21 protein-coding genes are annotated in these 26,822 nt (G+C 40.0%); 11 read left to right on the forward strand and 10 right to left on the reverse strand.

Features of this window, described 5'->3' with window-relative positions; translation table 11 throughout:
* Window positions 1–487: 487 nt before the first annotated feature.
* Genes FFJ24_RS20915 through FFJ24_RS20945 form a run of 7 tightly spaced genes read left to right on the forward strand, consistent with a single transcriptional unit; the run spans window position 488 to window position 4,416 of the window.
* Complete coding sequence (locus FFJ24_RS20915) at window positions 488–727, forward strand: hypothetical protein (RefSeq protein ID WP_138819092.1); 240 nt, start codon at window positions 488–490, stop codon at window positions 725–727.
* Window positions 724–1,011 (forward strand): membrane protein insertion efficiency factor YidD, encoded by a 288-nt coding sequence (gene yidD / locus FFJ24_RS26815; protein WP_138819093.1) that lies wholly within the window; start codon window positions 724–726, stop codon window positions 1,009–1,011. The genes FFJ24_RS20915 and yidD overlap by 4 nt, the downstream gene beginning before the upstream one ends.
* A gap of 26 nt (window positions 1,012–1,037) precedes the next feature.
* Entirely contained in the window at window positions 1,038–1,400 is a 363-nt protein-coding gene (locus FFJ24_RS20925) for a DUF6804 family protein (protein WP_138819094.1), read from the forward strand.
* Between the two features lie 53 nt (window positions 1,401–1,453).
* On the forward strand, window positions 1,454–2,782 hold the full coding sequence (locus FFJ24_RS20930) for a beta-carotene 15,15'-monooxygenase (protein WP_138819095.1): 1,329 nt from the start codon (window positions 1,454–1,456) through the stop codon (window positions 2,780–2,782).
* 11 nt (window positions 2,783–2,793) lie between these two features.
* A complete protein-coding gene (locus FFJ24_RS20935; RefSeq protein WP_138819096.1) occupies window positions 2,794–3,639 on the forward strand; it encodes a hypothetical protein in 846 nt (281 codons plus the stop codon).
* 58 nt (window positions 3,640–3,697) lie between these two features.
* A complete protein-coding gene (locus tag FFJ24_RS20940) occupies window positions 3,698–3,907 on the forward strand; it encodes a hypothetical protein (protein WP_138819097.1) in 210 nt (69 codons plus the stop codon).
* Window positions 3,889–4,416 carry a thermonuclease family protein gene (locus tag FFJ24_RS20945; RefSeq protein ID WP_138819098.1) on the forward strand — a complete coding sequence of 176 codons (528 nt, stop codon included), beginning with the start codon at window positions 3,889–3,891 and terminating at the stop codon, window positions 4,414–4,416. Before FFJ24_RS20940 ends, FFJ24_RS20945 begins: the two co-directional genes overlap by 19 nt.
* Window positions 4,417–5,426: 1,010 nt before the next feature.
* Here the strand turns inward: FFJ24_RS20945 and FFJ24_RS20950 are convergent.
* The 10 genes from FFJ24_RS20950 to FFJ24_RS20995 all read right to left on the reverse strand — a co-directional run bounded on the left by FFJ24_RS20950 (window position 5,427) and on the right by FFJ24_RS20995 (window position 18,476).
* Window positions 5,427–6,137 carry an OmpA family protein gene (locus FFJ24_RS20950; RefSeq protein WP_138819099.1) on the reverse strand — a complete coding sequence of 237 codons (711 nt, stop codon included), beginning with the start codon at window positions 6,135–6,137 and terminating at the stop codon, window positions 5,427–5,429.
* 12 nt (window positions 6,138–6,149) lie between these two features.
* Complete coding sequence (locus tag FFJ24_RS20955; protein ID WP_138819100.1) at window positions 6,150–6,803, reverse strand: TerD family protein; 654 nt, start codon at window positions 6,801–6,803, stop codon at window positions 6,150–6,152.
* Window positions 6,804–7,370, reverse strand: a complete 567-nt coding sequence (locus FFJ24_RS20960; RefSeq protein WP_138819101.1) for a TerD family protein — start codon at window positions 7,368–7,370, stop codon at window positions 6,804–6,806.
* A gap of 27 nt (window positions 7,371–7,397) precedes the next feature.
* Entirely contained in the window at window positions 7,398–8,678 is a 1,281-nt protein-coding gene (locus FFJ24_RS20965) for a hypothetical protein (RefSeq protein ID WP_138819102.1), read from the reverse strand.
* Window positions 8,679–8,683: 5 nt separating this feature from the next.
* On the reverse strand, window positions 8,684–12,592 hold the full coding sequence (locus tag FFJ24_RS20970; protein WP_138819103.1) for a hypothetical protein: 3,909 nt from the start codon (window positions 12,590–12,592) through the stop codon (window positions 8,684–8,686).
* A gap of 6 nt (window positions 12,593–12,598) precedes the next feature.
* Window positions 12,599–14,242 (reverse strand): hypothetical protein, encoded by a 1,644-nt coding sequence (locus FFJ24_RS20975; protein ID WP_138819104.1) that lies wholly within the window; start codon window positions 14,240–14,242, stop codon window positions 12,599–12,601.
* A gap of 18 nt (window positions 14,243–14,260) precedes the next feature.
* Window positions 14,261–14,599 (reverse strand): hypothetical protein, encoded by a 339-nt coding sequence (locus tag FFJ24_RS20980; RefSeq protein ID WP_138819105.1) that lies wholly within the window; start codon window positions 14,597–14,599, stop codon window positions 14,261–14,263.
* 27 nt (window positions 14,600–14,626) lie between these two features.
* The gene (locus tag FFJ24_RS20985) at window positions 14,627–16,165 is read right to left on the reverse strand and encodes a hypothetical protein (RefSeq protein WP_138819106.1); all 1,539 of its coding nucleotides are present in this window, start codon (window positions 16,163–16,165) and stop codon (window positions 14,627–14,629) included.
* Window positions 16,166–16,463: 298 nt separating this feature from the next.
* Entirely contained in the window at window positions 16,464–17,618 is a 1,155-nt protein-coding gene (locus FFJ24_RS20990; RefSeq protein WP_138819107.1) for a transglutaminase domain-containing protein, read from the reverse strand.
* A gap of 246 nt (window positions 17,619–17,864) precedes the next feature.
* Window positions 17,865–18,476: a GIN domain-containing protein gene (locus FFJ24_RS20995; RefSeq protein ID WP_138819108.1), complete on the reverse strand. Its 612-nt coding sequence runs from the start codon at window positions 18,474–18,476 to the stop codon at window positions 17,865–17,867.
* An 841-nt stretch (window positions 18,477–19,317) separates the two neighbouring features.
* On the opposite strand from FFJ24_RS20995, the gene FFJ24_RS21000 reads away from it, so the two are divergent.
* The 4 genes from FFJ24_RS21000 (at window position 19,318) to FFJ24_RS21015 (ending at window position 26,559) form a co-directional block, all read left to right on the forward strand.
* Window positions 19,318–20,874, forward strand: coding sequence for a hypothetical protein (locus tag FFJ24_RS21000; RefSeq protein WP_138819109.1), 1,557 nt, complete (start codon window positions 19,318–19,320; stop codon window positions 20,872–20,874).
* Window positions 20,875–20,899: 25 nt separating this feature from the next.
* The gene (locus FFJ24_RS21005; protein ID WP_138819110.1) at window positions 20,900–22,492 is read left to right on the forward strand and encodes a hypothetical protein; all 1,593 of its coding nucleotides are present in this window, start codon (window positions 20,900–20,902) and stop codon (window positions 22,490–22,492) included.
* Between the two features lie 33 nt (window positions 22,493–22,525).
* Complete coding sequence (locus FFJ24_RS21010; RefSeq protein ID WP_138819111.1) at window positions 22,526–26,005, forward strand: calcium-binding protein; 3,480 nt, start codon at window positions 22,526–22,528, stop codon at window positions 26,003–26,005.
* Between the two features lie 65 nt (window positions 26,006–26,070).
* A complete protein-coding gene (locus tag FFJ24_RS21015) occupies window positions 26,071–26,559 on the forward strand; it encodes a papain-like cysteine protease family protein (protein WP_138819112.1) in 489 nt (162 codons plus the stop codon).
* The last annotated feature ends 263 nt before the right edge of the window (window positions 26,560–26,822 follow it).

Below are 26,822 nucleotides of genomic sequence, written 5' to 3' on the forward strand. Positions count from 1 at the left end.
TAAGATTAATAACCAGCACATTCTTTATTTTCAACCATATAAGAAATATAATATCATTTAAGTTTGCGAAACCCTCACCGCTCATTGTCATTTCGACCGTAGTGGAGAAATCTTTTAAATTTGATTTCAACAACTCGGTACAAAGATCTCTCCACTCCGCGTTGCTCCGGTCGAGGATTCGAAGGATCTTTTATAATTAACAACCAGCACATTCTTTATTTTCAACCATATAAGAAATATAAGATCATTTAAGTTTGCGAAACCCTCACTCCTCATCGTCCTTTCGACCGCAGTGGAGAAATCTGCTGAGAAAATATAGTTACTGTTCACTATGATTTAAGTTTTATTTAACTGTTTGATATTTAGTGTTTTTAATGTCTGTTTAGATCGCCGGCATCATAAAAATAGTTTTTGGGGTTACGGTTTCCCGTAAGGTTTTGGAGTTGGGCTTATATACTTTTGAAGTATAAATTTAAACAAACTTATCATGGAATATAAAGTAGTACCATTCACCGCAACATTGAATCAAAAAAATGAAACTACAGCTGCGGTTGCTATTCAATTAGAAAATCTAATCAAGCAATTTACCAATCAAGGTTGGGAATATATCAGATTGGAAAGTGTTTCAACCTATGTGCAGCCTGATCCAGGTTGTTTTGGATTAGGTGCCAAACCTGGTTATTTAGCTTCTTATCAAATGGTTGTTTTCAGCAAAGGAGTATTATGAAAATAATTTTACTCTCGATCATAAGAATGTACTGGGCAGTATTCCCTAAAGATAAAAGGCGTAAATGCATTTTCAAATTGAGCTGCTCTAAGCATGTTTATCAGGTTACCAGAGAAGAAGGCCTGCTCGAAGGATTTAATGCATTAAAGTATCGATATAAAAACTGTAGAAATGGGTATCATATTTTCGAAAATCATATCGATGGGAGTAAGATGATGATATTACCCGATGGTCAGTTGCTTCAAGAAAATGAGATTGCAGTTAGATTTTTCTCCTGTAGCTAAAATTGAATCCCTATACTTTTTCATCAATGAAACCATTCCTGATCGCTTGCTCAATCTGCTGCTTTGTAGCAATATTGAAGTTGCCCATTGAATTTTATACCTTTTTAAGAACCATTGTTTCATTGGGAGTAACCTTGCTCATTTACAGCTGGATCAAACAAAAGAACTATTATCTCGCAGTTGTTTTTTTACTTGTGCTCATCCTTTTCAATCCCCTGCTTCCCATTCACCTGCATCGGAAAAGCATCTGGATCCCACTTGATATCATCACCGGACTATTGTTTTTAATCATTGCCTTTTATAAGAAAAGTGAACCTGTAAAACAAGATGAAAAAGCCACTGAAATTTTACCCGTTCAAAAAACATACTCCAGAGACCGGATTGTTTAGGCAAAAAAAGAAATACCATAATCACATCATAAATCAAACTAAAACTTAATGTTATGATTGCCCAAATAGAAGAATTTTTTAACCCAAAAACAGCCGATCCACCTCAGGATGAAAATGTGGAGATTAGGAAGCCGGCTACCGAACAAGAGGAGGAAATAAGAAAAAGAACTTACCACGAAGCTGGCTTCAGAGATGGATCAAGAAACAGTGGTAGCCCCCTAGCGCTTTCGATCTGTTTGAATGCCATTTACGCCAGGTTTCAAAATGAAGAAAAAGAACTGGTAGAAAAGCAGCAACTGGCGAAAGAGCCCTATATCAACGAGCAGAAAACTAAAGAAACCGAAATCAAAACACTAGTAATCAGTAAAGAAGGTAAAGAACAGCAGATTAACAAGGCAGAAACCGATATCAGGGCAGTAAAAGATAATATCGAAGAACTAAAATTCGAAATCAACGACCTGCCCCGGAATCCCGAAAAATACCACATTAGTGCTTCAAAAGGTGCTTCAGGCAAGTTCTGGATCGGTTTGATCATCCTGATGCCTTTAAGCCTGTATTTATTCACTTTTTATATTTCTACCTCTTATTCGGCTTTTTTTAAACCCTTTGACGCCAATAGCACCATCATTATGAATGTGCTCGATTCGAAAGCTTTTGAAAAGGCCTGGCAGGATGGATCGCTCGAAGGTGCTTTTGTAACCTTTATCCCTTTTGTATTTTTAGGACTGGGTTATTTGATCCACATGTTCGGAGAGGTTAAAAGCAGAGAGAACTATTTCAAGATCGGACTCCTTTTTACTATCACCTTTATTTTTGATGCCATTCTGGCTTACCAGATTGAGGAAAAGATTTATGAGCTAACCAAAACGTTAGATTCACCTGAATTTAATATCCCTGTTGCTTTTGGCAAAATCCAGTTCTGGGGAATCATCTTTGCGGGTTTTGTAGTGTACCTTATATGGGGTGTAGTATTCGATTTTATCATGAAAGAACACCGGGAGAAAGACAAAATCAAACACGAACAGCTGCGGAGAAAAAAAGATATTCAGATCCATCAGGACAGGATAAGCGATATTGAAATCCAGAAAGCAAAATTAATAGAAGAACTTAGTGACATTAAGAAAAGTTCGCTGGAGGCACAGGGACGTATTATTACACTACAACGGATAATCGATGCCGTAATTATTCCCACCAAGGAGTATGTTCTTTATGCCTCTGAATACATGAAAGGTTGGATTACGTTCGTGAATGAAAAGCTCCATATTTCAATGCACGAAAAAATTGTTCTTCAAACTGAATGTATTGCCTGTTACAACGAAAACCTTAAAAGCGCAGGAGCCAGCGAAGATTCGCAAAATTCTGTTTATGTCACTACTTTATAACCCTTTGCATCATGAAGTCAACATTACTAAACATATTACTGCCGCTCTTAATTACAGCTACTTTTGCGAAAGAAGGTAAAGCTCAGCCAGCCAAACAGAACCTCAATATTAGCTTTTTACTGGATTTATCTGATCGGATAGACCCTAAAAAGAATCCCGGGATTTACCAGCGCGATCTGCAATATATAAAATCAGTACAAAAAGCATTTATTAATCATGTAAGAGGGAAAAAGATGCTCCTGTTAAAAGACCAGATGCAGGTTTTCTTTAATCCCCTGCCAAATATTCCCAATATTAATCAGCTTAGTGAACAGCTAAAAGTCGATTTTAACCCCAAAACCAGTAAAAAGGATTTCCTGAGCATTGATAAGATTTATAGTGATAACCCCGTTAAAATTTACCAGAGCGCTATTAAAGACCGTAATTACGTGGGCTCCGATATCTGGAGGTTTTTTAAAAGCAGTGTGCAACTGTATTGCATTAAACCAGAGCATCGGAATATTTTAGTAATACTAACCGATGGTTACATCTATCATAAAGCCAGTATCATACAGGTAGGGGGTAAAAGTTCTTACATCACCCCAGAGTTTCTGAGTTTTAAAAAGCTTACAGCTGCAGATTACCAAAGCATTATGAAGAAAAATAACCTTGGTTTTATTGCTTTCCCTTATAATTTAAAAGAGCTCGAAATTATCGTTTTAGGCATTAATCCATCAGTTAATAACCCTTACGAAGAAGATGTCATTAAACAATATTGGACAGATTGGTTTAAAGCGATGAAAGTGAAGAAATTTGACTTACTAACAAATGATTTGCCGGCTGCGTTAGACCCTGTTATACAACAGATTATTAAATAGCTAAGACTTATAATTATTATTAAATATCCATTCATTTTTCTTTAATCACCCCCTCATCATGAAAACCCTCTCCTTATTAATTTTTTTCGTTATCAACATCACTTGTAAAGAAAACACAACCGTGTACATTTGCAACAGTCCCGGCGCTAAAAAATACCATTATAACAGCAACTGCCGTGGATTAGGTAATTGCACTTATCGGGTGGTTTCAATTGAAGTAGAAAAAGCTAAAAAAGACGGAAAAACATTATGCAAGTGGGAAAAGTAAGTGTATTGATTTTATTATTATTAACACTGCAAAGCTGTTTTATCCAGCCAGGCGAGAGCAAACCTTTAAACAACTACCACCTTTCCTTCACGGCCAAAGTGATCCGGATTTTAGATGGCGATACCATGGAGGTATTGTATCAGGATCATCCCATTAAAATCCGTTTGGCCCATATCGATTGCCCCGAGAAACGTGGCCACCAACCTTTTGGTGCCAAAGCCAAACAAGCTTTGTCCGATTTATGTTTCGGGCAAATGGTTAGTGTACAAGGCCAGAAATACGACCACTATAAAAGATTAATTGCCGTAGTAATTAACCAAAACAAACAGGTCGTTAATCAGGAAATGATTAAACTGGGTATGGCCTGGCATTTTAAAAAATACTCAAGTGATCCGTTATATGCCAGGTTAGAAATAAAAGCCAGGAAAAACAAGGTGGGATTATGGCAGGATAGCAGTGCCGTAGCTCCTTGGGTTTGGCGGGGGATGAGGTACAGTTTGGCAAGGTAGCTACGCGATTTCTGTTTACAACACCATAGTATATTAATTAAGTAAAACCATGCATTCTGATTTCGCGTAAATGAAACTAATTTTATATTGGCACTTTTAAGGTAGCGAAAGCTACAATTTGCGATATAATGCCCAGTTAAACTTACAGTTGATGGTTGGCAGCCCGAACGAACAGCTCACCCACCGGCAGATCGAAGATTACCTTAACCTAAGCGTAAGTACCTACAAATGGAAGGCAAAAGACGGCACTTCATAACCCATAAAACTACCGGGTGGCGACCGTTTTTACCTGAAAGACGAATTGGCTTCTTATTTAAAGAGCGAAATAAAAGGGTGCATTTAGTTACCCATCCTTTACCTCTTGTTCGAGACAAGTTAACCCCATGTTTACCTATTCTTTACCTTTTGTTTACCCCGGCGTTACCTTTTAGGTAAACAAAAGGTAACGCCGGGGTCTTTTGATGCCGGCAATAGGGTTATGCTCTCCCCCAGCTGTCTGCTAGCATGGGCGCAGATTTCTGGTTGAGTTTTTAAAGTTTCATTTTGGCTCAATTATACCTGTAAACTGTTTCAATTTTGGCACCTTAAGTTCGGAATAATGCGTCAAGAAAGCCTGTAGCTAAGTGTGAGATGGATTTTTGGGGTTAAATTCGAAAACAATGTGGTGTCCAACAGTCAATACTTGGGCAACTTACCACACCATAAGCTTAACCATTAAACCCTGCCCCAACTGGCGATTATACTTGGTTGGAGCAGGGTTTATTAATTTTTTGTTTTTTAGCTATACTTTTCTCACTGCCGCTTTTAATACCGAAAGAAGGAAAAGGATCAAAAATACAATGATCACAGGAGCAAAAACTTCTAACCAGCCTATGCGCCCGAAAATGATTTTGATGATAAAGAGGATGCAGCTAAACAGCATCCCCAATAGGATTAAGATTTCTTTAAAACTCCTTTGTTTTGTTTTTTTGGTTCTTCTTTTTGCCACGGGTTTTTCTTAAATGATTAACTTATAGCAATGTAATTTCAACACGCCTGTTCTTTTTTCTTCCGCTAACAGTTTTATTTGAGGCAATCGGATTTTCAATGCCTTTTCCTATGGTGCTTATCCGGCTTGCTTCAATATTTAATGCCGTTAAATGATTTTTAAATGTATCGGCCCTTGCCTGCGATATCTGCTGGTTTACGCCTATCGGACCATCGCTGCTGGCATAACCATTAATACGGATGGATACCGTAGGATTTTTGATCATATAAACGACAATGCGTTTGATTAAAGTTTTGTTGGTGCTTGCAAAAGATGATGAACCTTGAAGAAATGTTACCGGCACGGTATGGTTTAAAGCTTTGAGCGCTTTGGTTTGTAATTTAGCAGGAGCTGTATTCAGACTGGTTTTTCTGATCGGATCTGCTTGTATCGCCGTTGAATTTACCTGTGCAACAGCAGTTGTATCTACACTGCTAACTTTTTCTTTTGTTGGTGCAGCAGGTATAACAACCGAAGCCGGGTCAGAAGAAACGTTAGCTGCAGATGCTTTTGCCGCAGGATCTGCTTTGCCTGATGCATAATACCAGATGCCGCCACCAACAACCAGTATCCCGAATAAACCGATTAACCATCCCCTCGATTGGCCTGCGGGTTTTTCGATCTCTCTTTTTGAAAGATCAAATTTGGATGACTCTTCTTTAGAACCATCACTTTTATTTAAATCGAATGCCATAATTTTATTTTTTTAGGTGTACATCTCAACTAAAGTTTGCAAACTGCCGGTATGCGCCCTGCCCATCGCTTCAAACTCCCAACTCTCGCCAGCACGGAACAAACGTCCAAATTCTACGGCATCTTCATTGGTATATTGGTCTTTAAGGTCGTAACGCAATATTTCAGAACCATTGCTTTCATCCACAATCCTGATGTAACAGTCGTTCACTTTTCCAAAATTCAGGTCTAATGTTCTTCTGTCTTTTTTATTGTCGTGAGGATATTTACAGATCGTGCAACATATAATAATCTGCTCGATTTTATCGCTGACTTTGGATAAATCGATAAACATATTTTCATCGTCATCGCCTTCACTTCTGCTCCCATCCGGATCATCAATGGCGCCAATAATTGCCCCGTCTTCAGTGAATGGCCTAAACAGGCCTTTTTCTACCTTATCCTCAATTTTATTGCCCATCCTGATCTGCCCGTAAAAGGTAAAGTAAGAATCAGAAGGGATTTTAAAATCACTGCCTATCGAGAAGGCCGAAACATCGAGATCGAATTCTGGTCCTCCCGGTTGCTCGTTAGGATCCCAGCCCATTCCTATTTTTACAATGGTGAGTCCGGGTGCTGCTTTGGAAAGAGAGAACCTGTCTCCCTTATTTAAATTAAAACTGCTCATCTATTGATATAATTCTATTAGTGTATTTAAACCGCCGGAAAAGGCCTGGCCAAGGGCCTCAACATTCCATGCTCCCCCGTTTCTGGAAACTGAAGCAATCATCAGGGAATCTTCGTTTGTAAATTCCTCTTTGAGCAGGTACTGGCATAAAACCGATTTATCAGCATTGTTCCTGATATTGATATAGGAGTGTTGAACGTGGCCAAAATGATGGCCTCTTTCTTCGCTTTGATCGATGGTTACTGCGAAATAAAGGAATTCCACTTTCGGATCTATTTTGGATAAATCGATATGGATTACCTCATCGTCTCCGTCACCTTCGCCACCCCTGCTATCGCCGGGGTAATGGGTAGAACCATCAGGACTCGTGTTGTTGTTATAAAAAACAAAGTATTCATCGGCAAGCAGTTTGCCGTTTTCGCCCAGCATAAACACGGAGAGATCGAGGTCTACCGGGTGCCCGTTTACAACAGCAGTATCCCAGCCCAGGCCGGCAATAATGTGTTTTAAGCCGGGTTCTTCCCCGATCAGTGAAACGGGTTTTCTTTTTTCTATTTGTATAGCCATTTTGTTAAGTTTTAGATTTTATACGCCCTAACTTTTTTTGGGAGGTAGGGGCGGTGGTTTTACCGGATTGTTTTTTGTGTTTGGAGTTGCTTTTATTTCGGGCAATCTGGGGATGTTTACCGGTTTTGGAACATCGTTTTGTTTTTTAGGGGGTAATGGCGGAGGCTGTTTTTGCGTTGGAAGGGCTGGCCGCTGCAGTACAGGAGGCGCAGTAGGTACTTTTGCTTTAACACTGTAACCGGAAGCAGCAATTGCCTGGAAAATAGCCAGCATGGTATCTTTAACATCAACAGATTGCAATGCGATAACATGATGATACTTTTTTAGCAGTTTATCAGAAAAATACGCGGTGCTGATTTCTTCTGATCCAAGCAGGATCATTACTCCATCGGCCTGTAAACTGTTTGCCCTTAACAAATCGTCTATCGCCGTAAAAATCATCCCGTCATTGGTATAATATTGCAGCCTGTCGTTCAGGTTTTTTTCCCTTACATTAAACCAATGCCGGTTTCCATCAGATAGTTCAGCTTCGCCTTTAATAATCGGACTGATGTTTTGAAGTAAAGCCGCACAGAACGGCAGCAGGAAAGCGATTTCGGCATCTTTATTAACCGACAGATAAGAGTTTTGCAGGATGATATATTCTACAATCATATCGGCCAGTATTTTTACCCTGGGGTCGGCACCCTGACCTGGCAGTTTGGCCGATCCAAGCGCTTCAGCCTCACTATTTTTGTAAAGGTTTAAATAAAGTACATCATCAATGCCATTCATGAATAAAATAGCCTTGTTGTTTGATAAAATCTGCTTTTGGGCAAGTATATTAAAAAGGGTATTGTGATAAGCAATGCGGTCTAAATTAAAATAGCCGGCCTCCTGAAACAGGTTTTCGATCAGCGATTTCTCATTGTCTTCAATATCATCATCAAATAAAAAGCGTAATGGAAACTGCTGCCTGTACGATTCGATAGAATCTGATTTGTATAATACGGTGTTTAAAAAGTGTGATAAGTATTGTTCAAAACCATAATAAAATAGCTGTTTAACAGGTTTTTTGTTGCCATATATACTGAAATGTTTAGCCGGATCTTTTACAATTTCGAAATAATTGCCATAAGCATAAGGATCGTTTTTGTAAAAGCGTTCCCTGGCGGCGGCACCAAAAACAAAATCGTTGCCATTTACATAAAAGTATAAGGGAATCTCGTTCGATTCCCTCATTTTTAATGGGGCATAAGGGTTACCGTCGGCTTGATACCAGAAAGTAACCGTCCGCTTCGATATTTTTGCCAATACACAGAATCCCATCGTTACTATTGTTTTTGAATGCCTTTAAGCAGGTGTTTTTCAAAGAATTTCATCCCTTCCAGAATGATGATCGGCGCTACATAATCGAAATCTTTCTGATCATCGTGTTTCCGCTTTTGTGCTTTGATAAAATCGGGCTCTCCTTTGATGTAGTTCTCGATGTTCATATCCTGGAAACCCGCCATAAAATCTGTCGCATTCATTTTTAAACCGAACATGCTGGATGATACCTTGTAAAACAGATCAGCAAAATCCATAAACCTTGGACAGTGTGGTTTGCCTTCCTGTGGCAGGCAGATAAAATGATTGCCAATGTGTTCCAGCATCTCAGGCGTAATGGAATTGGTTGATTCGAGGTATTTAAATTCGCCATTTGGCGTAACCACACAGAAATTATCTTCGCCCAGGATCTCAATGGCCTGTTTGTTGGTGGGCACCAGAATGCTGGTGATATTGGTTGGGATGGCCAAACCTTTCGATACTTCGTATTTAACATCCGCATTATCTGTTCCGCGCTGCGAATTGATATCGATTATTTTTAAAGGGCTTGTGGTAATCGGACTAATGGTTTGTTTGGCCGCTGCTTCCCCGCCCATTCCCCTGATAAACATCTGTGTATAATAATCATCTGCTGCGGCCGGATTTACCGCGGTAAACCAGTCGAATATCCTTGCTCCTTTACCAGCAAATGCAATTTTTATTTTAGGCGGGATGGCTTTAACGGCTGGTGGTGCATCTTCTGATTTAACAATTTCATTCCTCAGTTTATAAGCCAGCTGGCCTGCGTAAAACATAATCAAACCGGTAACGTAAAGGTTAATGCTCATCATTTCTTTACACTCGGCAGCGATTAAAAGATAAAAAGTTTCAAAATCCGAAGCTTCTAAACGGTCAACAACCTGTTCGAAATAATAGGGTGCAGTATTTTCGTTAAATTTAGGCGTGCCTGAATTTAAACCCTGGATCGATATTTTTTTCTTTTCACAAATCCTGAGCAGTACATTTTTAAAGTTGGGCGAAAATTTGGTTGCCTGTGCCACACGTTCGGCGGCGAAACGAATGGAGTTCTGTTTGATCATTGCCTTTCCACCTTCCATCTGGCACAATGCGGTAATATCCGTTGTACTGCCACCAATATCGAAACAAAGCACCAGTTCTCCGGGATTAATGGAGTAACCCCCATTCGGACGGACCAGGTAATTGGCTACAGCACAGGCTTCGGATAAAGATTCTTCATTGCTTAACTTTTTGAAATCGAACCTCACCGGGCCGGTTTCTGTTTTGATATCTACCGCTGTAAGTGTTTTTTTAGCCTCGTTGCCCCATCCAGTAGCAACGGCTGTTTTGGCTTGTTCGCCCCAGCCACTATTGCCGGTGTCTGTCGAACCCCATGCTGATGTTGTGGCTGCAGGTGCTGAATCCTGGCTGCCCCAACCACCAGATTGAGCTACGGGAGATCCCCAGCTGCTGTTACCCGATGTATCGCCTATATCAGAAAGATCGGAAGGAGGGAAGGTTTTTAATTTAACATTGCTTTCAATCGGTGATATTTCTTTAAGCGAATCCCATATCCCCCTGTATTCGCTTAATAATTCTTTACCCATTGATGAGGGGTATGACCATTTTAGTGTATGCGGCTCATGCCCTTCAATAAATAACTGCGCATACACATGAAGCAATAGGGTACTTAAATAGGCGGTTTTGTAGCTCTTGTCAATCTGCTGGGTAGACCATTTCATGTTGTACACCAGCTCGGCCCTGCCAATCCGGTTATAACCTAAAATGTACCTGTTGTTTTCTGCATTTTCAATGGGTAGGTTTTTTTCAAAACAGGGGAAACCACCTTTTACGGCCTGCGCCATTAAGGAGTTAACCTGGATGTTGCCATCGTTTACCACTCTTCTCGAATCGTGTATGGTTAATACAGATTTGATGGAATTAGTAAGGATTTCATCGTTCTGAAAAAAGAAGATTTCATCTTCCACCGCAGGCCTTTCATCATTGTTTTTGCTGTCTGTAGCCAGCAATGATACCCTTTTATTGGTGAGTTTCAGGTTTTCGCAAACCTCGTTCCGCTGATCGGAAAAGTAAGCAATAGAAGAATTAGTACTGCCAAAATCGACACCTAAAAAGGCTGGCGACAATGTCCTTGGCGCGTTTAACATATTCACCGGTAAAGCCTGCGTATTGCCCGATCCATCGTAACGGATAATTCCAAAACCACAATCAACCCCTGCATGGGCAAATTTTACGCCTTTAAAAGGTTTGTTGCTTTCGTATATCTCGTATTTGTATTTATTGTCGGCAACCGCATTATTGGATGCGATATGCAACTGCGCTTTAATGTTGCCATATTTTTCGGAGATTACTGCTGCCTTTCCATTATTAGCCAGGTATAAAGGAATACCCTTTTCATCCAGTACGATCCTGAAAAAATCGTCATCCACATTTCCTATAAATGGCGTAGCCTGAAACTTGGCATCGTTATGTGGTATTTCAGAATACAGAAAATAGCGGTTCCATTGTTTGGAAATAAAATTGGGCCACATTAAAATGTCTTTACCGCTGATCGATTCGGAGGTTACCCTGTAAATTACCTCTTTAACAATCTCATTTCCGGTTTCGGTATATAGTTTTAACTGAACGATTAAACGTTCTCCGTCTTTATCTGCTGGGTCGTAAATGGCGGTAATCCTCGATTTTACGTTTGATGATTCTGAAATACCCACCAATGCATCAAGTGTGGCACCAAAAACATTTAGTGCCAGTGGCGTTAATGGCAGGGTAAAATAAGCATAGCTGTTCAGCTGGCCTTTGGTTTCGGCGGCCAGTAGCAATATGGGTTTTGATTTTAGAAAGTTCCGGGTTTCCATACCTTCCCTGCCAAAATCGATCTGGGCAATCTCGGTAGTATCCGGAAGCAGTAAATCTTTCGGATCGAACAGGATACTTCCTTCTTTCAATTCGTTATAGATAATCCCCTCCGAACCGTATAATTCTGTTGAATAATTGAAAAGCAGGCCAAAAGGATAATTGAATAAAGAGCCAACTTCGGGCGATGTAGATTTATCAAGTTTTGGATATCCCTTTGCCTGCTGATAAATAACCATATCGTTCATCCAGGCTTGGATACAGGTCGAAATATTTCCATATTCAGGTCTGATCAGTTCTTCTACTCCGGCATAATTTAACCTGAACTTTTCAATGTTTTCTAAAATGTGTTTGGCATAACCATACAGGGTAGAGAGTTCCTGCGGGTTAATTTCTGACTGTAAAGGATCGATAAATTTTCCGTTCTGTACGTTGATGAAAGGGAATTTTTCTTTAATCTGGTACGATACCGATGTAAAAACAAAACTATCAGGAGAGGTTCCACCGATCACGTTGCCTTTAAAGGAAATGACATCAATAAAGGGTATTCTATCTGCATTATTGGCCAATGATTGATCGCACCACAAAGGTTTCCGCTCAAACAACATATTGCCAAATGCACCGGTAGGCTCGTATATATTTGCAGTTGCATTTAAATGTCCGCCATCTGAATAAGATAGATGAATTCTATTTGCTTCGATATCTTTATAGTTTAAGGCTATACAGCTGATCAATCCTTTCCATTCGCTGATCAGGGACTTATAGAATAACATTAACCCTGATGCTTCTGCGTCTTTATCGCGGATATTATCTATGGCATTTTTGAATAAATTAGCACGGGCAAATACAGAAGGTATGCCAGATACAATTGTTCCGATATTAACAGCAGAATTACCGTCCTGATCTACAGCGATTTCGGGAATCAGGATGTTTTTGGTAAATACTTCAAGCTGGGGAATTTTATCCCAGACAAATTCGACTCCGTTCGGCTCTGTTTTGGGATGAACTTTTATCGCCAGTGCTTTGATTCTTTTATCAGACATGGTTCTTTAGTTTATATCGAAGTTTTGTGAAATGGTAAGTGCATTAAAAATGTGCGCGAGGAATTTCTCTTTGGTAGTATTTACCTTTTGCTCGTCTTTGGGATTGGTATTGATCAGTTTTTCGACAAAAAGATCATAACGGTCTCTGAAAAGTCCGCCTTTACTCCAGTGGTGTTTTTCATCCAGGAAAATGGTGCCCACATCCAGTTTTTTAAGTTCGGAAGGATTATCCGGGAATGCCTTGCTATCGAAAAGGAACCTGCCAGGGGCAACGGAGTTCCTCACCTGATAAAGCCAGCCTGGTATAAATTTGGCATCTTTAAAGGTGTAGGCAAAAAGTTTAAAATATTCGTTGATGTCTTTACACTCCGCATCGGTAATGGTACTGTATTGGTTCAGTTTTTGGTTTTCGCACTGTTTGATGAAACCCTTTATACCACCATCATCAAAAGCGCCACCGTTTTTGGTTAAAGAAATATGTGCCAGGGAGAAAAATGCACCCAGTTTGTTTACAAATATTTCACCCGATTTATTTTCGTTGCCAATAAAGTCGTCAAAAGAGAAGTTGAACGAATTATCTTTAAATTCTACCGCTTTATAAAGGTAATCGGCCTTTGCGCTGTTAAAACCATCATTTCGGGTAAAAAAATCGTAAGCGGCACAGGCACATAACAACTCTGTAATGTGGCAGGGGTTTTTCTGTTCGCTGCCACCGGTAATAGTCTGATTGGAAACATTGTTGCTATCAATTTTTTTGCTTTCTATTGGCCAGCCAATGTGGTAAAGCAGTTTATAACATTTCTGAACGGTAGGGTCGCTTTGGTAAAACTGCAAGGCTGCCTGACTGTTTAGTGGAAAAAACGATGAATCTGCGATTACACTATTGGCTTTACTGGCTTTCTGTTTATCATCGGGTTTATTGAAAGTGAAATACTCCGTTAATAAAGTAGAACCAAATTTGGCCTTGGCGAAATCGATACTTGCATTACCGTTAAAACGGATTTTTACAAAATCCTGGAGTGCTTTGGGGATTACCGGGATAGATGATGCACCTGTACCACCGAATATAGAACCAAAAATAAAAACCCTGGCATTTGCCCCAGCGCCCTCCAGTTTGCCCATAAAAGTGTCCAGTTCGCGCTCCTGCGATTGTACTGTTGCACCTTTGATGATATTGCGGGCGGCTTCTACTATGCCGTGGTACATCAGCATAGAACCTAAGTGGGTTTGTGCCCGGTAGCCATGATCTAAAGCAAATTCCTGTACCGAACTATTATCTAAAAACAGATCAGAGATTAATTTATTGGCTTTCTGCTGCTCGGGCGAACCTGTGGTAATTTTGGTAATGTTTTTATAAGTTTCTCTTCCAGGGCCAGCATAATTTGTGAAAAACCGGTGTAAATTCAGTTTGGCTGAAAAGAAAGTATTTGCATTTGGTGTTCCGCCTACACTGGTACCGGTTGTTTTAACCCGGTTGTAAAGGCCGATCAGTTCTTCAACCCGGCCCTTATTTCCGTTATTCTGATCGGTATCGAGCGTGAGGATTTCGATTTCCTGATTGTCGAACATCCCGATTCCACACAAGTGGGTAAAGGCTTCCAAACAACGCATCCCGGTACCACCTATGGCGATTACGAATAATTTATCCATTGATATTTTGATTAGGGATTAAAACCAGTGTCCGATTTTTCCGGTGGAAAATATTTTGCTCATTACAAAACCGATGATGATGTAGATGACGAAACCGATAGCTGTACCGATACTCAGGGCGGTTACATAATTATTTACAACCATAATATTTGCATCAGGCTTGAATGCATAATAACCCAGTAAAAAACATACTGCCGGATTTAAGATGGCCAATATCCAAAACCAGGTTTTACGTGCCTGTGGGTCTTTTGGATTGTTCCCCCCTTCAAACTTGATGGCGTTTGCAATGATGGCCGATAAAAGAAGAAAGATCAATGCGGTAATGATCGAGATGATGTAAGCTGACGTTGATTCCATTTTAGAATTTATTTTAATGATGTTGGATTACTGTTTAGTTTTGATATAGTACGAATACACTACTTTATCTACAGGTTTAAGCTCCTGCAAGGTATTTTTGATCGATTCTGCTAAAGCAGTATTAGGGGTGTTTTTAGCGTTTAGCCATTCGAATTTGGCTATTTTAGCGCCTTGTAGATTTGGTGTGGCCGTGTTTGATAAAATATCTACCTTAACTAATCCATCAGGATTATGGATGTTGGCTACGCTGAATTTAGGGTCGAAAGCAACACCAAATTCTACATGTTTTGGATTAGATGCCCTGGTATTGGTAAAAAGGCTTTGGTTGAGGGTAAAAACCTCATTAAGCCGGCTTGATGCCTGTGTTTTATAAACCCATTGTGCCTTTAATTTTCCGTCGGTATTGTAGCATGCCAGTGCAATTGCATCCTTTTCCTGATCAGAAAACTTAGCCTCGCCATTATTTCCTTTGCTTAATTTGGGTTGGTGTTTTTTAGCTTCTTCTGCTTTTGTAAAATTTTCGAAATCGGTGGTCACATCCGAAACTTTTACACTGAAATTTCCAAAAGTGTAACTATCCTCATTACTCAGATCGATAAAAAGTTTCCGGAAGAAATCGTTAAACTGGTTTTGGCCGGCATAAGTGCTGTGCAGTTGATCAATGTTTTTCCAGTCTAAGCCGAGTGGATAAAATTCGTAGTTTTTCCCGTTTTTAAGGCCGTTAACGTAACCCTCTTTTAAATCGAGTACATTTTTGGCTTTATCTGATTTTGCACTTTCATCATAAAAAATACCACCTGATTTTTCTGACGGATATCCGGTTGATAGTTGATAAGCACTGTTCGATAAATCAAACCTGATAGTTGATGGCGAAAGTTTTGATTCGAGTTTTGAAATCATACTTCCTGCATCCGGATTGCCACAGCTGAATATGGTAAAATAAAGGTGTTTATTCACCTTACCTTCTTTATAATCTGCAATAAAAAAATGGACAGCATTCCCTTTTTCGAGCCATTTGGAGAAGGGTATTTTAAGAAAAGCCGTATTGGTCACTTCTATGTTTTTTTGCCACTCTTCAAAATCGGTAATCAGGAGCGCATCACTGTTACCGTCAACAATTTTTTCTACAGTTGATTGCAATGGTGCCCAAATATCAGCGTATTGTTTTGGATCGCTTACCTGTTGGCCCAATTCAGTTGTATTGGTTACTTTTAATAATGATATTTTATTGGAACCTAATTTATATACTTCAAACTGTTGAGTGAGAACGGTGTTGAAGCAGGCCGACATCATGCTTTTGATCGTTGGATCACTAAAAGCCTTATTTATTCCAGATGAGAAATCAATATAAAGTGCCGGTGTACCTTTTTTGGTTTCACTGCCTGGAGTATTAACGTTATGGTACGCTTCGATACGCTTTCCTAAATCCTGATCATAAAGGTTAAAATTTGTAGCCGCGAATGGATCTTCTGATTGGGATCCTCCAGAACCTTTACACGCTGAAATTGCAAATAGTCCCAATAATCCCATTAGCCCGATAAAGTTCTGGGTATTGCCTGTTTTCATAATTTATACATTTTAGTGCTTTTAGTATTGTTTAGCTGATCAAAAGTATAAGCATGGCAACGGCAATCCTTACGGAAAACCGTAAAGAGAAAATTATAGGCAATAAAATTTAGATTTAATTTTTAGAACCGAATGGAAGTGATGGAGTTCGAAAAAAGATATGCTTAAACGAATACACATTTTATCTCTTTAAATTCATAAAACCTCATCAAAACCAGCGTGGCTATTAATTATAGGTTTTTTTGAATTTCCTTCTTAAGCATACCCAAATGGGCTATTTCTGTATTTTACATCAAAATTATTTTGGTGTAGTCCAGAACAGTTCAGGATTATTGGTTTTATAATTGATAAACTTAACCCCGGTTTTCTGATTGGTTGATTCCCTCTTCTGAGGCCCCTGAACAATACCATCCAGTGGCAACAGTTCTACATAGGCCACTTCTTTTCCGCTGGTCCAGGTTTCGGTATCATACTGGCTCATCACGGGAGTTTCAAGGCGGTAAAGATTTTTTGCCATATAGGTTTGCAGGTAATATTCCTTAGATTGTAATGCGGTACGGTTCCAGTTTGCATCTGCATTTAATACCAGCGGCATACCTTTTACCAATCGTTCTCTTACTTCCTGTACACCGAGCAGATTGCCTTTTTCATCCATCACATACGAATCAAAGGTAGGGTCAATCCAGATCCACTTCTTAAGGTCTTTACTGTATACCATATTAATTACATGGCAATCATCAAAATTGGTTTCTTTTGGCATGCAGGTAATGTATCTGGAAGTAATGCCCATAGCGAGGTAACATTCGTTAAGCACTGTGGCCAGCATACGGCAGTTTACCCCGCGGTTTTGCTCCCTGCACACCCTAATCAGCTCAATTGCATTTTTAAGGGTAGGGTTACCGCTGTTCCCATCATGCCTGATCAGATTATGTACCCAGTGCATCAGGTTGAAAATTTTAGAAAGCTCGTTTCCTTTGCCCGCGACAGAATCTAGCCTGAGGTCTGTTCTGATGCGCACCAGATTGGAGTTATCCATGGATTGGTAGGTAAATACCGGGACTTCACGTCTGTCTGAAAGGTTGTATTTTCCCGCCTTTTGAAGTGTATCCAGGTAGGCAATGGGTCTCCTGCTGGGAGCCTTTGCATCATATTTTACCTGTGTTCTTGCGGTATCGGTTCCATTAACCAGGATAATAAAATCATATTCCCCAACCTTTGGATCGACATTGAATGATATGGATTCCTGGTCGGTATAAAAAGTTACTTTTTTGGCCGAGGTGCTATATACATCTAATTTTTCTTTAGGCATAACCGTCCAGGCGTTCTTTCTGACCGGGTAATTATCATCTTTGATATCAACACTGGTAGAAGTTGCCTTAACAATTTTAAGTTGCTTTTGGGCGAATGCAGTGGTTACTGAGAAAAGGAGTAAGGATAGAATAGTGCGGTTCATTTTCAATTGGTTTAAGGTTGGGGCTTAAAACAAAGACGTAAGGAAAATGAGGAAGGTTGCATTGCATCAAAAATAATAATTACCAGCTTAAAACCAAGATTACCTGTTAGATGTAAAAACCGATCATGCTCATTTTTAAACATGCGATCTTATGGTTTCGCGTGATACAGAAATATTCATGAAACCACTCCCTTAAACAAAAAAAGCCGCCCAAACGGGCAGCTTTAACCTATTTGATTGATATTTTTATTTCGCCAGAACCATTGCGTTCTGCTCTGCTTCCATGATTGCTTCAGATGTGTATGATGCTGATTTAAGACTGGCAAAGTCAGCTAATTTTACATTTTTCTTGTTGCTGGCAATCATTGTACTTTCACCAGCAGTACCACTTAATTTTAATACCGCATCATCCTTAACGATAGTATATAAACTGCCTGCTGTTGTTTTGATTTTCGCGGTAGCACTTTGATACAAAAATAACTGAAGGTATTTTACATCGAAATTATTACTGGTTACCACCACTGATTGGCCATAAGCTTCAATTCTTTCTAAATCATTTACAGTAACATTCAGCGTTACCTGGCTGGTTTCTAATGAATTGATAAACAAGGTTTTTCCATCAGTTGATACGGAGGTTTTTGCAGCGTCATAATTGCTTGCACCGGCTACGTTTTGTTTATCGCCCTGGGTTAAGACGATTTTAACGTTACCGCTTACCCAGATTCTGTTGAATTTTGATAATGAAGCAGTTTTTGTTTCTGCTTTAACGGGCTCAGTGGCAAAAGTTGCCATGGCTGATGAAGTTAATACTACTGCTGTTAATGCTGCTGCGAATAATGTTTTTGCTAAAGTTTTCATATCTTTTATATTTTAAGTTTTTTGTTCTTGTTTTGATATTAAGACGCAACGAGCCACCAAACGTTGCAGGCAAAAACCCGGTATTATACCAGTGTAGGTAACCGCTAGACCAACGCCTGTAATTTCTAGACGAACGGTTGGTAACTTTCCATTACGACGTGCAGAAATCCACTATTTATTCTCATTACTTATCATTTTACAGTCTTTTTAAGAAAAATGCTAATGGTCATTTCAATTGTTTATAGCTCCTTGAACAGGGAAAACAGCCCCTTAGCCTAGATAAGTAAATTAAGTAATTGAATGATTTGGCAAACAAGTTGGCAGAACAAATATGGAGGATAAGCATGTGGCCCAGGTTAAAATTATTGTTTGGGGATAACGATCAGTTACAAGTAATTTAATCTGACTTTCTTTTGTTATTCCAAAGACCTGACTGTTAAAAGCTACCCTCTAAATATCAGAAATGCTGTAATTAGATTGCTGTATTAACGATATAAAGCATATTAAATATTTAAACCTGTGCTAAAATGATATTCATCCATTTAGCAACCACGTAGTTCTACCTGGTTTTACTTTCCCGTATTTTTTCGGTTAAACAGATGTTTCTTATCGTGTTAATTTGAGAAAATTAAGCGGAGCACGAATCGGCTTAATAGAAAAACGTGATGAAAACAAAAAACCAGGCAAGCGGCTGAACCACTTGATCAGCACAACTCTTTTAATACAACCGAACCCAATACCGCTGCCTGTAAAGCATCAAAACGCTATGGCCGCAGGTGTGCCATATCCTGAACCTTAAAATACAATCAAAACCAACAGATATTTCAAGCCCCTTAAAATCATGGAAAACAAACTCATCTTTAATCAGTATGATATGGTGGTGTCTTTTACGGAAGATACGCTAAATCAGGAACTCAAAAAACTCGTTACCGGTGGAACAATCAAGCCAACGGTAGTATTATCAAGAACCGCAGACAATAGCGGTAATTATAACTATACGGTATGGGATAACGAAAGCCAGGTCCCGGCCGGAGCAGAGTACATCAGCGGAAATATTACACCTGGTGTACGTATAGATCAATCTGGCAGCAATATAGTTCTGGTATTAAATTTTGATGCCGGCAAAGCCTCATTTATTGATAAAAATGGCTTTGGCCCCTTGGCTGAACTTAAACAGTATGATATGACGGGATGGAAGTATGGCTTTAACGTTAACCTCGATCTTTCGGAATTTAAGCCCGATGGCACAAAGATACCTTCGCCGTTGGTAGCAGAGCAGCTCAATAACTTCAGTGCTGATAACCTTTCAATAAGCTGCCTTTTTATGGATTTTGTTTCTACAGACCTGAAAAGTACCATACCGGCTGAAACTTCGTGCCCGGCAGAAATGACGGAGTTTATGAGCTTTTATTTTGAACATTTATCAGCCAGCGGCAATCCGTACATATTAGGCTATAATGCCAATGCAAATAATAATAGCACATTTTCGCAAAATATCCCGGCCGAACTAACGCCGACCGGAGCCAACTATTCAATGTTTGCTGACCATGTGAACACTGGCACAAGCAACCTGAACTACGCCATGGTTACCAAAGGCGGTTTTGTTAATATTCAGGGCAGTTCGCCAACACTTGATAGCAACTGGTTTTCGGCAAACAGCAACCCTGATGGCAAAATAATCATTTCACACCTCCGTTTACTGGAGGCTTTGATCCTTGTTCCGTTCTATAATAATTTGCAGCAGCAGGTATTTCAACAGGTTTCGCAACATGTAAGTGTTGGCCCCGGTGAGCCCTATAATGCAGCAAAAACCGTGAGTGGCAGCAACTGGAGTTTCAGCATGTCAAATGTTAACGGAGGTGATGACCAGTATGTAAACACCTTTACCGTTGGCCTTCAAAATGCCCCCGATTCAATTGTTCTAAGTATGAACGGAGCCATTAATATTTATAAAGAAGTATCGAAAGATGCCTTTTTTTGCACAGCCAGGGCGCATGCAAGCGCCAACATCCAATGGGCCGGAACGGTTACATTAAGCATCAGAAACGGGCAGTTGAATTTGGATAAGAGTTTCGGTATTACCAGCAAAAATTCTGACCATGGTACCAATACCTGTGCGGATGCTTTTTCGTGGATGGGCAAAATATTGGGCGGCTTTCTTGACCTGTTTACATTTTGGACCGATGGCGGTGCGCTGTCGAATCTGCTGGATGGCGCGATGAGCGTTGATATACCAGGCATTGGCGATATTTCTATCGGCCTGGACAATTTTTCGAGTGTAATTACAGGCCTCATTATTATGCCAACGGGTTCAAATTATCAGCTGTCAGCATCGCCTGCATCACCAACTATTGATAGCGACGGCAACGTTTACCTCGATCTGTCAAAAACAAATTAATTAACATAGTTAAAACTTAATCGTGATGAAAAACACAAGTATTTTTGAACAATTTGACATGGTTGTATCCATGACTCAACAAACCATTAACGATCAGCTTACGCATCTTTCAAGAGTTGGTACCATCCACCCTTCATTTATTTTAGTACAAACAGTTGAAAAGGGAAAATACGTTTATAAAGTATTGGACGATGCAAGCCAAATTCCGGACGGCTGCTCATATATCAATGCCAATATCCTGCCGCAGATTAATATTTCAAACAGTGGTTTGGATATCACCTTTGTTTTAAACATGGTTTCGGGCACGGCTGCGTTTTGGATCGGACAGGGGCCTATGTCGCAACTTACCAATTTTGATATTGCTGATTGGGCTTATGGCATTGATGTGAATATGGACCTGTACAAACTGGAGCAGGATGATATTGGCAAAAAGATAGTTGTACCACCTTTAGTTGAAGCACAGCTAAAAAACTTTACCGATAATATGTTCAGCGTAAACTCATTGCTGATGGATTTTGAATCGGTTGATTTGCTGCAGTTTAACCCAACCCATACCACAGCAGGCAGTTCTGGCGACATAGGCATTGAGCAAATGGTGCTGTTTATGCAGTTTTATTTAAAATGGTTAATTGCAACAGGCAATCCTTATGTTTTGGGCTATGCTATCGCCCAGACAGACCAAACCCAGGTTCCAGTTACTGAAGTTGTACCTGATGAGCTTAAGCCGGTAGGCACTACTTATTCGATGTATAGTGATGCGGTAATACCAGGAAAGAGCAACCTGAATTTTGTATTGGCTACCAAAGGCGGTTTCGGCCATATTTCAGGCTCGCCCGGAACTTTTGATACCAACTGGATAGGTGATAATGAGGATATTAATGCCAAAATGATTATTTCGCATAACGACCTGGTTGAAAACCTGATATTAAGGCCCTTGTATGAAAACTTTCAGAGCGGCGTATTCGATCAGATAAAAGATAATATAAACGTGACTTCGGGAAATACGTATGAGCAAGGCCGCACTTTTACATCAACGGGCATTAGCTATACCATATCAAATGTAAGTTCGGGCAATGACCAGTATGTAAATACTATCGATGTGAGCTTTAACAACAACGCTACAAGTGTTGATATTGTATTGAAAGGGCATGTACAGTTGTATAAAGAAGTTGATAAAGACATGGGGGTTTGTACAGCAAAAGCATATGCAGGTGGTACGGTTGACTGGTCGGGCCTGTTTACTATCGAAGCAACAAAAGATGCATCCGGGTACCCTACCTTAAAGGTTACGAACAGCAGTAAGATTGACAACCTCTCTTCTGACTCTGATCAGAATACATGCGCGAAGGCTTTTGCCTGGATAGGTAAAATATTGGGTGGAATTCTGGATGCCCTTACAGGCGGCCTCGACCAGGGATTTTTTACCGGCTTGTTTGATGGCCTGTTGGACTTACATATTCCACAAATCGGCAATATGGGTGTTGCCTTTGGCAATTTATCTAATGCGGTGCGCACTACTATTTTACTGCCCGGTGGACAGGTATTTTATTTCAAAACCCCATTTATCGATTCAGAAGCTAATTTCTACCTATCATTAACCTACAAAACAGATCATTAATTGCTTGTTTTTAATCTTCTCAACTATTAAAATATGGAAACCCATTTCAATGACATTTTAACATTGCCATCCACTGGTTTACAGGATGTAAAATCAGCACAGATACTTGTTTCATGCGAACTGATGAAAAATCAGGTCAAAGCCTCGCCAATTGAACCCAATGATAATATCCTGGTGGCACAGGACAGCAAAGGGCAGCCCTTAATATTTACCATTGGGGCAGATGGTATTTTACGCTTATTGCAATTTTCGGCAGGATCAGTCGATGGCTTTTCGTCCATCAACTTAATGGATGGTTTTAAAGACTATGACAAGGCCATAACCCTTGATATCAGCGAAGATTTAAAAGGCCGGATTTCAATAGCCTTTTCTTTATCACTTAAAACTACTGGCTTTACGGATGTTTTTATTGCTGAAAATATTCCGAATAATGCAGACTGGTCTACATTCGCTGCTTTGTGCAAAAAGGCGCAGGGTATTGATGCTTCTTTCATTGCCGATCACATTCGCCTGGGAACAACCGACATCAATAATAACGCCATGGTACTGGCAACCGGTAAAATAAACGATAATGAATATTATTACGAGATCAATGGCACCGATTTTACCGCCGTTAAAATGGAGCTACCGGAAAATGTACACCAGGCCACCGAAATTGAAATTGGTTTTGCCTTCGGCCAGAAAGCCAAGTTTTTTTTATACGGCATAGGCGATTCGCAAACATTGGAATGTACTACCATTGCCGATAAGTTTGAAGGCAGTTTGGTGTATGATTTTAGTCCCGGTAATGCAGAGATACCCCTACAATACCAAAAAATGGCCTATAACTGTATGCAAACTGCCTATGGTACACAAACAAACCCGATGTTGATTTCCTCAGACCTTTACATCGGCACAGCGCAGGGTATATTTCTGTTTAACGGATGTAAAATTAAGGACGGTGGTTTCCAGGTAGTTACTGATAAAATAAAAGATGTACACCAGTTATATATCACCCAGGATACATCCAGCATATCTGTTTGGGCAATGGTAAGCCCTAATAACCTCTACTATATTTATGGTAAAAAGAGCAGCGCAGGATATACATGGAACGATCCTATCCTGTTTAATACCGAAACAATCCACATTGCACCAATAAGGAATAAAATTAAACTCAGCAATGAGCTTTACCTGGTTGACCAGAACGAAAACCTTATTCATTGCTGGCAGGACCCCACATCAACCATCTGGAATCAAAGAACCATTAATGTAAAAGCAAGCGATTACCTTATCAACCTGGATTCGTTTACTACCAAGGTAAAAATTACCGACCAGGATGGTAAAATCCTTCCTAACGAAAACATCTCCATCACTTCGTCTGAGTGGCTTTTTGTGAATATCAATGGCAAAATTTACAGTCTCGATATGGACAACCCTGCAATAGTGGCTACAGATGGTCGCGGGATGATCAATATCATCCAACTGACAGATAATATCGCCTCGCCGATTTTTCACCTGGATGCAGCATTTTTGGATAAAATAGTGAACATTTATCCAAATGGTAAAATTCAGCATGGCCTTTCGCAAATAAGCTCGGGCGCCGACTTGCAGAATGCGAAGGACGCTGATGGAAATCCGGTTTTAACGCAAACACAATCATCAGATACCCTTGACGGCGTTTCGTCTAATTTAAGCCAGCTTACCGGCGCCGCGGCAACCCATAAAACAGGTGTGGTAAAGGATGGTGACTTGTTTACTTCGTTAACGGATAAGGGTACGAGGGAAACAGGCAAGCTTAATCTTTCGCATCTGCCGGATAACTTTATAATTGGGATGAAGTTGGAAAACGGAACCTGGAAACCCCATACCGATGCTGGCGGATTTATTAGGGCGGGCGGCATCGGCGACGATTTTTTAACTGCCGTGGGCGATGCTTTTAAATGGCTGGAAACAGCTTTTGAAGACGGAATAAAACTGGTAGAAAAGGGCGTTACCTACCTAAAAGACGGTGTAAGTTTCGTGGTTAAAAAAATAGGAGATGCCCTACACTTTGTGCTGAGCATCGCGGATAAAATATTAACCATTGTACTGGACACCCTGTTAACCGTATTCAAAGCAATAAACTGGGTACTGAAACTAATTGGTATTGATCTGCAGGCTATACTGCGTTGGTTAGGCCATTTGCTGGGTTTAGACGATATCTGGAAAACTCATAAAGTAATTGCTGCGTTAATGAATAATGGAGTTAATTATGGCGCAGGTTTGCTGGAAAGTAAATTGCAGGATTTGGAGTCGTTTTTATCAACAACTTTAAATAACGCCGAAGATATGATCTTGAAACAGGTGTTACCTGCCAATATCGCCAGCCAGTCGCTCAGCCAGTCAGGTTCAATAGATAGCCCCTTAAATTCGTCGGCAGGCGATTGGATATTCTCGCAAATATTTAATAATAACTTATTCGGCGGCGGCTCATCAGGTAGTGTTAGCCACAATCCGTTTGAGCAATTTGTTAATGATGTTATACAACCAACCGTTTCTGTTTTAATTAATGACCTGGAACAGTTTTTTAAGGATTTTACAGGTTTATTATCGGGGAATATTGCTGATGCTTATAAATTGATAGCAGATCTGATAAAACTGGTCATCGACCCAATAAAAACCATTATACTGGGAATACTGAAATTTTTAGAAGACCTGGCGGGCGATTTAGCGGCTGCTTTGACAGAAATTGTCGATATTCCGTTCCTTAACACGATGTACAAATTTTTTACATCGTTATTGGGCGAAGAAGAAGACCTGACCATAGTTAATGCAGTAGCCTTCATTATTGCCATTCCATACACCTTTATCTCCAAAACTATGTTGGGCCATGCTCCATTTGCCCAGGATGATTATGGCATGCAATCACCAGATTATTATAAAAATCTGTTTAGTGACCAAACCTCGCCATTTTTACTGGCGGGGAGTTCATCCGGCGCAATAGCTTATTCAAAAATAGGCGGAAGTATTGCATCCGTGGCGGGCGTAGTGGCAAGCATATTAACCCTTATTGGTTTTATGGAAGATGATGACGGTGAAAATCAAGGGTTAAGTACACTAGACAAAATTGCCATGGGGTTTTCGGTGCTTACAGCATCATTGTCTTTTCCGATAAAGAAAGATGATCAAAACCACGATTCTTATGTCTTAAAAACCTGTACCTGGGTATTGGCGATTATTAAGGATCTGGGGTTTAAGTTTATTCCCAAAAAAGAAATAGCGGCCGGCGCCGAAGCTATTGCAGATGGTGTTATATTTTGTATGGCAATGCCCGCCGATTCGCTCAATGGTGAAAATGCAGGAGCCTACTTCCAGGATGTGCTTAGTAATTGCGGTGGCGCAGCAGCAGCCGGTGGTATGGCCTTTAAGAAAACCGAAGCAGGACTTATAATTGGTGCAGTTGGTGCAGGTATAGCTTATATTGGCGCCATTATCGGGCTGGTAAATTGCCTACAATCTGACGGAATAGTTCATAATGTTAACCCGGGCGGCTAATTCCGGATGATTTCTTTAATACAAAACCAGGGGCTGGCAGCCCCTGGTTTTAATTTACTTGCAAAATGGTTGAATCAATTGATTTTAATATAGACAAGCAACTTAAAAGCAACTGGTGCTGGGCAGCTGTAGCAGCATCTATAGCCCGTTATTACGGGAAAACCGAGTTTCAGGATCAGGTGCAATTAGCATGGCGGGTTTTGGGCAAAGAATGCAAATGTGCAGGCGTAAGCTGTTCGATTTGTAACATACCGCAGTTTATTGGTGAAGTACTTAAAATTACAGGTTTGCAAAAAAAAGCAATACCGGCAGCAGTATCAAAAGATGAATTAATTGAAGAACTGATCAATCAACGCCCCGTGATTGCTGTTATTAAATGGAATAACTCGGCAACAGGCCACCTTATAGTTGTAAGCGCGGTTAACTGCGACCAACATTTTACTGTTTGGGATTCCCGGCAACCTCAAATGTCCATTTTATCTTATCAAGATCTGTTAAATAATTACCAGGGCAAATCAACATGGGTAAATACTTTTTTTACCGAAGCGAATTAGTATTTAACTGCGAAGGTCAGTAAAGTCGTGAAATACTACAACTCACATTTTTCGTCAGAATCAACATCGGAAATCAATTAATGAACTCAAGATATAGCTATTAACGCTATTTAAATTTAGTCAATTTTTTTCGGGATAAGCACTACAGCAGTTTGTTATAAATACTTGCTATTTTTAAGGCATTTGCTTTCAAGGAGTTGAATTTGGCACTATATATCTATAAAATTATTATTGAATGAAATTTAGCTCGTTTTGTAGATAAA

The sequence above is a fragment of the Pedobacter sp. KBS0701 genome, from assembly GCF_005938645.2.
Classification (GTDB): Bacteria; Bacteroidota; Bacteroidia; order Sphingobacteriales; family Sphingobacteriaceae; genus Pedobacter.

Bases quoted from the DNA above. Each gene is read 5' to 3' on its own strand.
- FFJ24_RS20915 (WP_138819092.1), top strand. From the start codon at position 488: ATGGAATATAAAGTAGTACCATTCACCGCAACATTGAATCAAAAAAAT.
- yidD (WP_138819093.1), top strand. From the start codon at position 724: ATGAAAATAATTTTACTCTCGATCATAAGAATGTACTGGGCAGTATTC.
- FFJ24_RS20925 (WP_138819094.1), top strand. From the start codon at position 1,038: ATGAAACCATTCCTGATCGCTTGCTCAATCTGCTGCTTTGTAGCAATA.
- FFJ24_RS20930 (WP_138819095.1), top strand. From the start codon at position 1,454: ATGATTGCCCAAATAGAAGAATTTTTTAACCCAAAAACAGCCGATCCA.
- FFJ24_RS20935 (WP_138819096.1), top strand. From the start codon at position 2,794: ATGAAGTCAACATTACTAAACATATTACTGCCGCTCTTAATTACAGCT.
- FFJ24_RS20940 (WP_138819097.1), top strand. From the start codon at position 3,698: ATGAAAACCCTCTCCTTATTAATTTTTTTCGTTATCAACATCACTTGT.
- FFJ24_RS20945 (WP_138819098.1), top strand. From the start codon at position 3,889: ATGCAAGTGGGAAAAGTAAGTGTATTGATTTTATTATTATTAACACTG.
- FFJ24_RS20950 (WP_138819099.1), bottom strand. From the start codon at position 6,137: ATGGCATTCGATTTAAATAAAAGTGATGGTTCTAAAGAAGAGTCATCC.
- FFJ24_RS20955 (WP_138819100.1), bottom strand. From the start codon at position 6,803: ATGAGCAGTTTTAATTTAAATAAGGGAGACAGGTTCTCTCTTTCCAAA.
- FFJ24_RS20960 (WP_138819101.1), bottom strand. From the start codon at position 7,370: ATGGCTATACAAATAGAAAAAAGAAAACCCGTTTCACTGATCGGGGAA.
- FFJ24_RS20965 (WP_138819102.1), bottom strand. From the start codon at position 8,678: ATGGGATTCTGTGTATTGGCAAAAATATCGAAGCGGACGGTTACTTTC.
- FFJ24_RS20970 (WP_138819103.1), bottom strand. From the start codon at position 12,592: ATGTCTGATAAAAGAATCAAAGCACTGGCGATAAAAGTTCATCCCAAA.
- FFJ24_RS20975 (WP_138819104.1), bottom strand. From the start codon at position 14,242: ATGGATAAATTATTCGTAATCGCCATAGGTGGTACCGGGATGCGTTGT.
- FFJ24_RS20980 (WP_138819105.1), bottom strand. From the start codon at position 14,599: ATGGAATCAACGTCAGCTTACATCATCTCGATCATTACCGCATTGATC.
- FFJ24_RS20985 (WP_138819106.1), bottom strand. From the start codon at position 16,165: ATGAAAACAGGCAATACCCAGAACTTTATCGGGCTAATGGGATTATTG.
- FFJ24_RS20990 (WP_138819107.1), bottom strand. From the start codon at position 17,618: ATGAACCGCACTATTCTATCCTTACTCCTTTTCTCAGTAACCACTGCA.
- FFJ24_RS20995 (WP_138819108.1), bottom strand. From the start codon at position 18,476: ATGAAAACTTTAGCAAAAACATTATTCGCAGCAGCATTAACAGCAGTA.
- FFJ24_RS21000 (WP_138819109.1), top strand. From the start codon at position 19,318: ATGGAAAACAAACTCATCTTTAATCAGTATGATATGGTGGTGTCTTTT.
- FFJ24_RS21005 (WP_138819110.1), top strand. From the start codon at position 20,900: ATGAAAAACACAAGTATTTTTGAACAATTTGACATGGTTGTATCCATG.
- FFJ24_RS21010 (WP_138819111.1), top strand. From the start codon at position 22,526: ATGGAAACCCATTTCAATGACATTTTAACATTGCCATCCACTGGTTTA.
- FFJ24_RS21015 (WP_138819112.1), top strand. From the start codon at position 26,071: ATGGTTGAATCAATTGATTTTAATATAGACAAGCAACTTAAAAGCAAC.